Origin of the sequence: Brasilonema sp. UFV-L1, assembly GCF_012912105.1 — a bacterium.
Taxonomy (GTDB): Bacteria; Cyanobacteriota; Cyanobacteriia; order Cyanobacteriales; family Nostocaceae; genus Brasilonema.
In genome coordinates this window covers 37,033-49,579 of record NZ_QMEA01000021.1, presented here as the reverse complement: position 1 = coordinate 49,579, position 12,547 = coordinate 37,033, and the positions used below count along the sequence as shown (strand labels likewise).

9 protein-coding genes are annotated in these 12,547 nt (G+C 41.2%); 4 read left to right on the top strand and 5 right to left on the bottom strand.

The window, feature by feature from the left end:
* Nucleotides 1-160 precede the first annotated feature (160 nt).
* From hemF to DP117_RS09360, 3 genes are all read left to right on the top strand, one after another.
* Nucleotides 161-1,198, top strand: a complete 1,038-nt coding sequence (gene hemF / locus DP117_RS09370; RefSeq protein WP_169218100.1) for an oxygen-dependent coproporphyrinogen oxidase — start codon at nucleotides 161-163, stop codon at nucleotides 1,196-1,198.
* Nucleotides 1,199-1,552: 354 nt separating this feature from the next.
* Nucleotides 1,553-1,921 (top strand): STAS domain-containing protein, encoded by a 369-nt coding sequence (locus DP117_RS09365; RefSeq protein ID WP_169218046.1) that lies wholly within the window; start codon nucleotides 1,553-1,555, stop codon nucleotides 1,919-1,921.
* A gap of 106 nt (nucleotides 1,922-2,027) precedes the next feature.
* A complete protein-coding gene (locus tag DP117_RS09360; RefSeq protein WP_169218099.1) occupies nucleotides 2,028-5,165 on the top strand; it encodes a plasmid replication protein, CyRepA1 family in 3,138 nt (1,045 codons plus the stop codon).
* A gap of 147 nt (nucleotides 5,166-5,312) precedes the next feature.
* Here the strand turns inward: DP117_RS09360 and DP117_RS09355 are convergent, their stop codons facing one another.
* The 4 genes from DP117_RS09355 to DP117_RS09340 all read right to left on the bottom strand — a co-directional run bounded on the left by DP117_RS09355 (nucleotide 5,313) and on the right by DP117_RS09340 (nucleotide 9,672).
* A complete protein-coding gene (locus DP117_RS09355) occupies nucleotides 5,313-6,185 on the bottom strand; it encodes a hypothetical protein (protein WP_169218045.1) in 873 nt (290 codons plus the stop codon).
* Between the two features lie 714 nt (nucleotides 6,186-6,899).
* The gene (locus DP117_RS09350) at nucleotides 6,900-8,135 is read right to left on the bottom strand and encodes an LL-diaminopimelate aminotransferase (protein ID WP_169218044.1); all 1,236 of its coding nucleotides are present in this window, start codon (nucleotides 8,133-8,135) and stop codon (nucleotides 6,900-6,902) included.
* 208 nt (nucleotides 8,136-8,343) lie between these two features.
* Nucleotides 8,344-9,072, bottom strand: a complete 729-nt coding sequence (gene mtnC / locus DP117_RS09345) for an acireductone synthase (RefSeq protein ID WP_169218043.1) — start codon at nucleotides 9,070-9,072, stop codon at nucleotides 8,344-8,346.
* 81 nt (nucleotides 9,073-9,153) lie between these two features.
* A complete protein-coding gene (locus tag DP117_RS09340) occupies nucleotides 9,154-9,672 on the bottom strand; it encodes a pentapeptide repeat-containing protein (protein ID WP_169218042.1) in 519 nt (172 codons plus the stop codon).
* A 304-nt stretch (nucleotides 9,673-9,976) separates the two neighbouring features.
* On the opposite strand from DP117_RS09340, the gene DP117_RS09335 reads away from it, so the two are divergent.
* On the top strand, nucleotides 9,977-11,521 hold the full coding sequence (locus tag DP117_RS09335) for a mercuric reductase (protein ID WP_169218041.1): 1,545 nt from the start codon (nucleotides 9,977-9,979) through the stop codon (nucleotides 11,519-11,521).
* 200 nt (nucleotides 11,522-11,721) lie between these two features.
* Here DP117_RS09335 and DP117_RS09330 read toward each other — a convergent pair whose 3' ends face one another.
* Complete coding sequence (locus DP117_RS09330; protein ID WP_169218040.1) at nucleotides 11,722-12,099, bottom strand: hypothetical protein; 378 nt, start codon at nucleotides 12,097-12,099, stop codon at nucleotides 11,722-11,724.
* Nucleotides 12,100-12,547: the final 448 nt, after the last annotated feature.

Sequence of the window (12,547 nt, the reverse complement as noted above, 5' to 3'; positions counted from 1 at the left end):
AACTATCTGTAGTCATGCCCGTCAGTGTATTAAAGCGTGACTACAGAAAAAATAGCTCTTTGGGCAATTTTAGCCTGCTTTAAGGCGTCTGTTGCTCATGAATTTTCAATTGAAAACATTGTTGCTTTCCCCAAAATTGTAAGAAATGGTTCTTGAGTCTATGGTGACTAACTCCCAAACCCCAACTTTGCCAGCACAATCTACTCAAACTCTGCCAACTGACACAAAAGCCAGAGTCAGTCAGTTCATGAAACAGTTGCAAGACCAAATCACTCAAAGATTGACACAACTGGATGGTGTGGGGCAATTTCAAGAAGATATGTGGGAACGTCCAGAAGGAGGTGGAGGGCGATCGCGCGTTCTACGTGAAGGTGCAATATTTGAGCAAGCTGGGGTAGGTTTTTCTGAAGTTTGGGGTTCCCATCTACCGCCTTCAATATTAGCGCAGCGCCCTGAAGCCACCGGGCACGATTTTTATGCCATAGGCACCTCAATGGTGTTACATCCTCGCAGCCCTTATGTACCGACTGTTCATCTCAATTATCGCTATTTTGAGGCAGGACCAGTATGGTGGTTCGGTGGCGGTGCGGATTTAACCCCTTATTATCCCTTTGCCGAAGATGCCATTCATTTCCATAAAACACTCAAGCAGGCATGTGATGCTCATCACCCAGAGTATCACCCAGTGTTTAAGCGTTGGTGTGATGAATATTTTTACCTAAAACATCGTGGGGAAACGCGGGGTATAGGTGGACTGTTTTTTGATTACCAAGATGGTCAAGGTGAGTTGTATCGTGGTCCTCATAAAGATGGTGCAGCGGCTATTTACAGTAAGCAAATTGGAACACCAGAACCACGCAGTTGGGAACAGTTGTTTGCTTTTGTACAAGAATGCGGTAATGCCTTTTTACCAGCTTACGTACCAATTGTGGAAAGGCGACACAAAATGGAATATGGCGATCGCCAACGGAATTTTCAGCTTTATCGCCGGGGAAGGTATGTAGAATTCAACTTAGTGTATGACCGAGGCACCATTTTTGGATTGCAAACCAACGGACGCACTGAGTCAATCCTGATGTCACTACCACCCTTGGTTCGTTGGGAATACGGTTATCAACCTGAACCAAACTCCCCAGAAGCTCAATTGTACGAAACCTTCCTCAAACCTCAAGATTGGGTCAACTGGGTAACTCAGTAGTCCCAAATCATGATCACCGAGTACTGAGTATAAATCACCAAGAAGTTTAGATTGCTGTCAGAGGCTAAATCTAAAAATTCCTTACTCAGTATTCAGCACTCACCACTTCTTTAGTGAGTTAAACTACTAAAGAGATGCACTTAGCAATAAAAAAGACAGTCGTTGCTGTAGCTTTTTGATCACAGGCTACAGCATCATACAAGACTGTTACAGATTCGCTAACTCACTCAGCCCATAACTCATTTCAGTACAAAAAATGCGGAATAGCTGAGAAAACAAGGGTTATAGCTTTTGCTCTCAAAAAGCGAAACTATACAGTAGTCTCTTTCTAAAGGAGTGTCAAGGGAAAGTTCAGTGATACACATAGAGCAAAAAACTTATACAACCCAAGACGGAAATACCGTTATTGTTTTAACACCGACTGGTCGCTTAGACATTACCACTGCTTGGCCATTTCGCTTGAAATTGCAAGAGTGTATTTCCAAACTCAGTCGTCATATCGTGGTAAATCTCGGTCAGGTCAATTTCATAGATAGTTCTGGTTTGACATCTTTGGTTGCTGGAATGCGGGATGCTCAAAAAAATAAAGGTAGTTTTTGTATTTGTAGTGTCCATCCAGATGCAAAATTGGTGTTTGAAGTCACCATGATGGATACAGTGTTTGAAATTTTTGAAACCGAAGAGGAAGCATTAGAAAGTGAATCTCGTAGTATTGCTAGCTAAAAATATTGCTGGGTGAGGTATCGCAAGTCTTTCACACTCCCTCATCTCAAAACAGCAAATGCATGGTAAGGTGTTAATCCACTGTTTTCCCCTAACGCCTGAATTGATGCATTTGTACTATCTAGAATCCCAACACCTTAAGGAATTAGTTCAAGAAAGTGGTATAGATTTAAACCTTGCAAGACTCAATTTTCTTTCTTTACAAGGCAGAGCCACATATGAATACCTGCTAATTTCTGAAAGTCTCCCCCGTACAAATACTGGAATTATCAAAAGCAGATTATTACAGCGTTACACTCACATCACAGATGGTGGTTGGTGGTGTTCTGGACTTGATCCCCTGAATGATTGGCAAGCAATGGAGTGGGGATGTTTTAAGCCTAACCAACCTCGATTAAGTGAAAATGGCAAGTTGATTAAGTATGAACATCCTCCCAGCACACCAACCCGAATATTTTGTCTGCGGGTATCACTGGATATCTGGCGGCAAGTTGCTCAACGTTACAATGTACCCATGCCCAACAATATCAACATTGCCTGCAACGGTGAAGCCGAAGGCTTTTGGCAATGGGTGATGAAACGGAACATACCCGTCATTATTTGCGAAGGGGTAAAGAAAGCAGCAGCATTATTGACACAAGGATATGCAGCGCTTGCTATCCCTGGAATTACCAGTGGTTACCGCGTTATCAAAGATGACTTTGGCAAAGTTATCACTCGCCAACTTATCCCAGATTTAGCAGCGTTTGCCATCACTCGGCGTATCTTTTACATTTGCTTTGATTTTGAAACTCAACCCAAGAAAGTTGCAGCAGTTAATAATGCTATCTTCCAGCTAGGATTTCTGTTTCAAGAAAAAAATTGTCCCATTCAAGTCATCAAACTTCCAGGAATAGAAAAAGGGATTGATGATTTTATCGTCGCCAAAGGTGCAACTGCTTTTGAGACAGTTTATCGGCAAAGCGTTGATTTAGAAGTTTACCTTGCCCAAACCAAACCTCACACCGAGTTAACCATTCCTGCTGCACTCACCCTCAACCGTCGCTATTTAGGAGAAATACCGTTCCCCTCGTCTGGATTAATTGGAGTTAAATCTGCAAAAGGAACAGGGAAAACCACAACACTGCAAACTGTTGTGAATCAAGCTAAAAGCAGAAATCAACCCGTATTACTTATTACTCACAGAATCCAACTAGGACGCTTTTTATGCGAAAAAATCGGTGTGCAATGGGGAATAGGAAAAGAAAGCAAGAAAAAACAAGAACAACACAGAGAGAGAATCACAGGACTTTCTCTCACTCCCTCCATCTTTTCATTTCCTAACTCTCTTGGATTATGCGTTGATTCTATTTGGAAGCTCAATCCTGATGATTGGCGAGGGGGAATCATTATTTTAGATGAAGTAGAACAATCTTTATGGCATCTCCTTAATAGCAATACTTGTAAAGATAAACGTATTAAAATTTTAAAAGTCTTCCAGCAGATCATTTCTACTGTGCTGACAACTGGAGGCTTAGTGATTGCGCAAGACGCTGATTTATCAGATGTTTCTTTAGAATATTTACAGGGATTGGCAGGAATTCAAATTATGCCTTGGGTTGTTGTGAATCAATGGAAACCAGAGCGAGGTTGGGATATAACCTTCTATGATTCACCTAACCCAACTCCCTTAATTCATCAGCTGGAATTAGATTTAATGATAGGGCATAAATGTTACGTGACGACTGATAGTCGTTCTGGACGTTACAGTTGTGAAACGATTGAACGTTATCTTCAAGAACGTTTAGAAAGATTGCAAAAGCAATTTCCAAAAACTTTGGTCGTTAGTAGTCACACGACAAGTACACCTGGTCATGAAGCTGTTGATTTTGTCGCAGCTATTAATGAAAAAGTCACTGAATACAACACTATTTTTGTGACTCCTAGTCTTGGTACAGGAATTAGTATTGATGTCCAACATTTTGACCGCGTTTACGGCATTTTTCAAGGAGTCATTCCTGACTCAGAAGCGCGACAAGCGTTAGCAAGAGTACGCGACGATGTACCACGTATTGTCTGGTGTGCGAAGCGGGGAATTGGCTTAGTTGGTAGTGGTAGTACAAATTATCGTTCATTATCTTATTGGTATCAAGAAAATCAAAAAGAAAATATAGCTTTGCTGAGTCCAGTACATAAAATTGATGTCGATTTGCCGTTAGTGTATGACCCTATTCATTTACGCACTTGGGCAAAATTATCTGCCAGGGTAAATGCTTCTATGACCTTTTACCGTCAATCTATGAAAGATGGTTTTATCAGCGATGGACATCAAATGCATATACGAAGTCATGATGTACAAATGAATATTATCCGAGATTTACGACTTGCCTTGATTGCAACTGAACCTAGTGACCTAGCAACCCGTCAAAGATTAGTTTTAGAAATTTTTAAAGTCCAAAAAGATTGGTCGCAAAGTCGTAAGAAATCAAAAGAAATTGACTGTAAAATCAAAGAAATTAAGCAAAAAAATCAATTGGCAACTGCAACAACTATAGCTCATGCAAAGGATATCGATTATGTAGAATATGACCAGTTATTGGTTAAACACTCACTGACTGAAGAGGAACGTAACCAAATTCAGAAATATCTTCTCAGACGAAAGTATGGAATTGAAGTGAGTCCCTTGTTAAAATTACGTGACGAGAAAGGATATTATTGCCAACTATTAACACATTATTATTTAACTCATGATAGTGAGTATCTTTGTCTGAGAGATAAGCAAGAATGGTTTCAGCAGTTATCTTGGGGTGAAGGTAAAGTGTTTCTACCAGATTTAAAAACTTATACACTTAAAGTGGAAACCTTAAAAGCATTGGGAATGCTTCAGTATCTCGAACCAGAACGACAATTTACTGAAAATGATGCAGATTTATTGTTATTGAAAAGTATAACTCTTCAGTGTAGTAAACATCTTCAAAGAGCAGTGGGTATTAATTTATTTCAGGAAAAAGAGTATATTTCACCGACAACAATACTTAAACAGTTGTTAAATTTATTGGGTTTAAAGTTGAAGCGTGTCAAGAATGGAGTTTATCAAATTGACTCTGAAACACTTGATGATGGTAGGCAAAAAATATTTGATGTTTGGCACCAACGTGATGAGTTGATGTTAGCTAATTTTAAGAGTTTTGGTTTTGAGATAAAGGGTAATCTTTCAGATTGGAATGAGACTGTACAATTGAAATCTACCTGTGCAGCGAGGTAAGAATTAAGGCGTCAGTCGTTATAATTTAGATTGAGAAGATTTTGTCCTGGACTACTAATGATATTGTCCAGGGCTTCAATCATCTACTTTGTTCCAGTCGCTGCGGACGGAATACTATATTTGACTGTAACTTGATATAAGTTTCTGCTACCATAGACGTTGCTTATATCGCCTTTGTGTCTCTTGTATAAAGGCTTCTAGAATTTCCCCTGGAACCTCTTCTTCAATTAAAGATTTATAGAACTGTTGAGCTGTGTTTCCAATTTGATAAACTAAATAGGTGTCGCTTCCTGTCCTGATAAATCCTCCAGCAAACGGAATCATTTGTGTTGCGCTCAAACCAATTCTGGCTAATCTATTAGCTCTGAGTACGCGATCAATAATTGCAAATGCTTCATCTTTAGATTCTGGAGTCTGCAGTTCAAAACCGTAAGCGGCTGCAATCTGAAAAATAATTTCAGCTTGGATGAGAGCAATTTCAACATAATCAACCCCGACAGACTCTGCCATTTTATCTGGAACAACACTCATCACTGCAGAAGTTCTGCTCACGCGCAAAAGCTGTCGGCGAAGGAGACGTTGAGCAATTTGTTCGGGGTTTGCTTTTGGAAATTTTTTCCAAAGATGAGCGACAAATGTCTCGATTTCATCTAGATTAATCTGTTCAATATGTACTCTTGCGGCGGCTTCTTTTGCTGTTTGGTTTTCCTCTAGTTTCTTCCTTAGAGATTCTTGATTCTGTTCCAGCTTGTCTCCAAAAAACTGACGTGTTTCCTGTTGTGCTGCTTTCCCTCGATCAATAGCAGATTTTGCCACGTCTTGTCCAAACTCTGTAGCCGACTTAACTGACCTGATAATATTTCGCTTTAAGCCTGTGACTTCGCTAACCATATCCTCACTGATTTGAGAACTGACTTCGCTTAGAGTTTCGCCAAGTTCTTGCAGCGTCTTAGATAAGGACAGTATGTTTTTATTTTTAGAGGTATGATGACCTGATTGCTGACGGTGGAAGTTACTCATTGCCCAACTTTAAAGGTTAAAGCGTACCTACTGAACAAATGTTTCTAAAAATTGTTTTTAAAAATATCTATACTTTTAAGATGTATATTTCATAATGCTTATATAGCACGCAATGAGCCGGATAGTAAACCGTAGGTATGTAGTCGTGAGAGATTAAAAAGTTTTTCTTCAGAGTGCTCCACGGGCGGTGATGCTCCTTTGGAACCCTTGGGATCATTGCAAAATCAGGTTAGAATGCCCCAAATACATGCACCATATTTAAGATTTCTTGTCAATGCGTAAGTCCCAGGGAAAATGCGTCACCTATACCTAAACTTCGTTATCGGTGCAGCATTCTGGCAGCAACTTGTGGTAAGAGATTTTACACTAAAGCACCTGTACAATAATCCTAAAAACCCGGTTTTTGCTGAAAAACCGGGTTAACGCTGGCGCTCAACTCAAAAAAACCGGGTTTTTTACCCCAATGCGTTACCAATCAATTGTCAATTATCAGTTATCAGTTACCAGTTTGAAGAAGAATGCAGAATTGCTGAATACAGTATTCACCAAGGAAGAAATAAAGAATTCCGACTTCTGACCGGAGGCGGAGCTTTCCTTGCTCCGCTCCTGACTCCTGACTCCTGACTTGTGTACTGTGTACTGTGTACTGGTCACTGTTAATTGTTCATTGATAACTGTTCATTGTTCATTGATGTTGACTAATATACCGGCGTTCTAGGATGTGAGTCTGTCTGTAATCCGCTTCATGGCTTCTTCCACATTCTCTCGACTATTGAAAGCCGAAATGCGGAAGTAACCTTCACCTGCTGCACCAAATCCAGAACCAGGTGTGACCACAACATTGCAAGTATGCAACAACTTATCGAAGAAATCCCAACTGGACAAACCATTTGGCGTTTGCACCCAAACGTAGGGTGCATTCACACCACCGTAAACTGCTAATCCTGCGGCTGTTAGTTTCTCGCGGATGATTCTGGCATTCTCTAAATAGAAACTAATCAATTCCTGAATTTGAGCTCGTCCTTCCTCAGAATAAACCGCCTCGGCTCCGCGTTGCACAATGTAGGAGACACCATTGAACTTGGTAGAATGACGGCGGTTCCACAGTTTCCACAGTTCCACATCGGAACCATCGGCTGCTTTTGCTGTTAGCGTTTTCGGAACAACGGTGAACGCACACCGGGTTCCAGTAAAGCCTGCATTTTTAGAGAAAGAACGAAACTCAATTGCACATTCCCTTGCTCCTTCAATCTCGTAGATCGAGTGAGGAAGTTCAGCATCGGTGATATAAGCTTCGTAAGCCGCATCAAAGAAAATGATAGAGCTGTTTGCTTTAGCATAGTCCACCCATGCTTTGAGGTGTTCCTTAGTTGCAACAGCGCCAGTGGGGTTATTAGGGAAGCAGAGGTAAATTAAATCGACTTTTTGAGAAGGAATTTCGGCAGTGAAGTTGTTCTGGGCGGTAATTGGCAGATAAACTAAGCCCTCAAACTCGCCTTGATCATTTGCTGGTCCAGTATGTCCCGCCATGACGTTGGTATCAACATACACAGGATAAACTGGGTCAGTAACAGCGATGATGTTGTTGTCACCGAAGATGTCGAGAATGTTACCGGTGTCGCATTTAGAACCATCGGATATGAAAATTTCAGATGCATCTACCTCGCACCCCCGCGCTTGAAAATCTTGGGCTGCTATTTTTTCCAGTAACCAAGTATAGCCTTGCTCTGGACCATAGCCTCTGAAGGAAGTGCGATCGCCCATTTCTTCAACTGCTTTAATCATAGCTGTGCGGCAAGCTTGGGGTAATGGTTCTGTAACATCACCAATACCCAATTTAATAATCTTCGCATCCGGATTCGCTTGTGCAAAAGCATTGACCCGTCGTGCAATTTCGGGAAACAGGTAACCTGCTTTCAGCTTGAGGTAGTTGTCGTTAATTGTTGCCATAGTCTATTGATACAAATGTCATAGATAAACAGCTTACTGCTATTTGATTAATGATTTGTTGAAGAAAGCTTGTATACTCAATGTCTTACACCATTCTCAATAAGACTTAAAAAACCGGGTTTCTAAACCATAAATTAAGGTTTATACGAGCAAGCATTCTCAAGAAACCCGGTTTTTCACTTCATGCACAATCTGAGTATGAAAATACTCAAACGCAATCAAAATTCACAATTGCTGGAAATCCTTCCGACTCGGACGAATGATTTCCTAGTCGTACAGAAAACAGCGTCTGCATTCCAGCAACTTGAGCAGCTTTGAGTTCAGCTGTGACATCCGAGATAAAGAGAATTTTTTCTGGTGCAACTCCAATAGCTGAAGCTATTTTGCGATAACTCTGAGCCTCTTTTTTGGAACCAGTTTGGGTATCAAAGTAACCGCCCAGAAAACCAGTCAAGTCTCCCACCTCACTGTAGCGAAACAGAAGCTGTTGCGCTTGGATACTTCCAGATGAGAAAATGAACAACTTTTTGCCAGCAGTTGTCCAACGTTCAAACGCGGGTTTTACGTCTGCAAATATTTGCGATCGCAGTATACCATCCCGATACCCCTGCTCCCAAATCTTGCCCTGCAATGATTTTAACCCCGTTGATTTGCGGTCAATAGTAATCAAATGATGGATATAAGGAACAGCCGCCGTCACCTCCGTGAAGTTCCAATCAGGTACTGACAATCCCTGTGCTAAATCAGTTTCATATTCTTGCCTTAACCATTGCAAATCAGTCTGCACCTCTGCTTTGTGCTGATGAATTGTGAGAAAATCGGCTACATGGTCACGGGCAAATGGAAATAATACCCCGAAAACATAGTCAACCGGGGTCGTCGTACCTTCAATATCCAGGAGAATAACATCTGCGGTATCACAATAGCGTGTGGTCATAAGGAAATCAGTACACAGTACACAGTTATCAGTTAACACTAACAACTGTTAACTGATAACTGCTGATTGATAACTAACAATTCAGCGACACCCTAAACTGTCACGAGTTGACACACCTGTCACGGGGTTAACTCCATCAGCACGTTTGCACATCAACCTCACTTCATAGAGATCAACAATTGCATCAGAGAAATCTGCTCCTGTAATCACCGCGTTAAAGAAGTGACTACTGCTGAGCATAGCATCAGTAAAGATAGCATTGGTTAAATTTGCTTCACTAAAGATAACGCGATCGGCAAATGTTTTTGTAAGATTGGCTCCGCTCAAATCTGCCTTGAGGAATGATCCCTTGGTGAGAATAGTTCCACTGAGATTTGCTCCTCGGAAGTTTGCTCCCTGCATATTTCCACCTGCAAGGGACGTTCCATGTAAATCTTTATTAGAAAAATCTTGATACTGTAAATCAGCAAAGGTGTAGTTGACGGTATTGTCTTGAGCCAGAACAGCGGGGGTATTCAAGAGTAAGCACCAAACTGTCAACCAAAAAACGAGCAAGACGCTAAAAACAGACTGTAAGCGAGTTTTCTCTTTGAGCTTCATTGATATGATACAGAATACATTTTCCATTCAGATACTAGCCCCGATAGGGCTTGAGTCATATTTTAGTTTGATGTCGCGATTGGAGATAGTGTCTTCAAAAGGTATTCTTAAATTGGAATCAGAGTATTAAAATTGCATTCTCTCTAGTTTAGTAGGGAAATGTTTTGAAAGTGTCTGTCAATTTTATCACTTACAGGCAATTGCAAAGGTTGCCATCTTTGTGAAGTTAGTAGTCTATCTTTTTACCGTGCAAAAGCAGTTTCCATAAGAATTTTGTATTTTCATTCGCAAAAGAGGTACACCAATGTCAGAATTTGAAAGAGTGACAGTTCGCCCTATGGATGAGTATAACCAGACATTGGTTTCTTACGTACATCCACCTGATTGGGTTAATCCTCAACCTGCTGATTGTTATGACTTAGTGGTTATTGGTGCAGGTACAGCAGGATTAGTAGTGGCTGGAGGTGCAGCGCTTGTGGGTGGGGGTTTAAAAGTTGCCTTGATTGAAAAGCATCTTATGGGTGGAGATTGTTTGAATTTTGGTTGCGTACCATCCAAGTGTCTTATCCGATCTTCTCGCGTGGTTGGCGAAATGTGGAATGCCAAAACATATGGAATTCGTGCGCCCAAATATGTTGATGTTGATTTTCCTGAAGTCATGGCGCGGATGCGACGAGTCAGGGCTGGGATCAGTCATCATGACTCAGCAAAACGTTTTCAAAAGATGGGAGTGGATGTCTTCTTAGGAAACGCTCAATTTTCTAGCAGTGATACTGTAGAAGTTGATGAGAAAACTATCCGCTTTAAAAAAGCAGTTATTGCTACTGGAACTAGACCTATGCAACCTTCTATCCCAGGAATTGAAGAGGCGGGTTATCTAACCAATGAAACTGTTTTTTCTCTGATTCAAAAACCACAAAGTTTAGTGGTGATTGGTGGTGGTTTCATTGGTTGCGAATTAGCACAGGCTTTTCGACGCCTGGGTTGTGAGGTCATAATTTTCCACAAAGGTTCTCATCTTCTTAATAAAGAAGATACTGAGGCTGCCGAGATTGTTCAAAAAGTTTTTACCAAAGAAGGAATTCGCTTGAGACTGAATTGCCAAATACAGAATGTAGAAAAAACTTACGAAGGCAAAACGCTTTATTTCAAGAGCAATGGTAAGCAAGATACTGTCACAGTAGATGAAATTTTAGTTGGTACAGGACGCGCCCCGAATGTAGAAGGTCTAAATTTAAATACAGTCGGAGTAGAGTATGACGAACGCCGAGGTGTGAAGGTGAATGATTATCTTCAAACAACAAATCCTAAAATTTATGCAGCTGGTGATATCTGCATGAATTGGAAGTTTACCCATGCTGCTGATGCTGCAGCTCGGATAGTGATTAGAAATGCGCTGTTTTCTCCTTTTGGTTTAGGACGACAAAAACTGAGCAGTTTAGTTATGCCTTGGGTGACTTATACTGATCCTGAAATTGCCCATGTGGGAATGTATGAACATGAGGCGCAACAAATGGGTATTGATGTCGCGACGATTAAAATTCCTTTTACTGATGTAGATCGTGCAGTTGCTGATGGAGAAGAAGAAGGATTTGTCAAAATCCATCATCAAAAGCGATCTGATAAAATTTTGGGTGCAACTATTGTTGCCCGCCATGCAGGTGAGATGATTTCACAGATCACAACGGCAATTGTCGGTAATATTGGCTTGAATAAACTCACTCAAGTGATTCATCCTTATCCAACTCAGGCTGAAGCTATTAGGAAGGCTGCAGACGCTTATTATCTCTCTACTGCTTTTACACCAAACACTAAAAGATTCTTAGCGTGGGTGAACAAGTTTTCGTGATCAACAAGCCACTTGCAAAAGTCAAGAAGAATGAAAATGAAACCACAGATAAATACAGATGCACATAGAGAAATGACTTGTGTTAATCTGTGTAAGTCTGTGGTTTGAAATGTTGTAGTTTGTTGAACCTGCAGAAGGATTTGTAATATATTCACCAACAGTATCTGTTACTAGTCAGAGCCTTAGTAGGAATAAGCTCATTAGTAAACCAAGTTCCCAGTACCGCGCAATTGACGTAAGGAATTTACACAATATGGACAGTCGCAGCTAAATAACTGAATTGCAGCGTTGCTTTCCTCCTCCGTAAAGTTCAGCATAGCAACATTCTGCTGTGATTTCCCTGTGGTAATGGTTGCTGAACGTACAGGCGGAGCTTTTGGATTTCTTTCGGAATCTTTAATGCATACAAGAGTGTAACCACCGTGGGGATGTGTTATGCAGGTACGATTGTCGCTGGTATGCGTTAATCGCTGGGTGGTGTTAGCAGCGTGAGCAGGATTGATGATTCCCACCGTAGACATCAGCGATACAAAAATGGAAGAACTAGAAAGCAAATTCAGTATCAGTTTTTTGTTCATGGGTTTGTTTAAAAAACGTGTCTGAGCGCTCAGGTTATTCCATTGACTGTCTAAAGGTCAAGTGAGTTTTTTCCTGAAATCATCTAGTTCGACAATGTACACCACTCAGCAACTACCTCATTCTGGGGTAGTTGGCTTATATCTTGCACCAGGGTTAGAGGTCATTTATAAACTAAATATTAAGTAGGGTGTGTTACGGCTATGTAACGGGGTCTAACACGAAATTTTTGGGCAACACCGAAGATTTGATCGCAGGGAACCTCCGCTCAAACTTCTCGCTGAATACGATAGTCGTCTTGTCCACGCACTTTGTCCCCTAGCCCTTTCAGGGCGGCTGCGCCAACGGGGCGCTGCGCAAACGTGTTAGACCTCGACCCCATGATTAATCGTGGGGCTTTGTTAGCGTTTGCGTAGCGCCCCCGAACGGGGCTAGCGTGCCGAAGGCTCC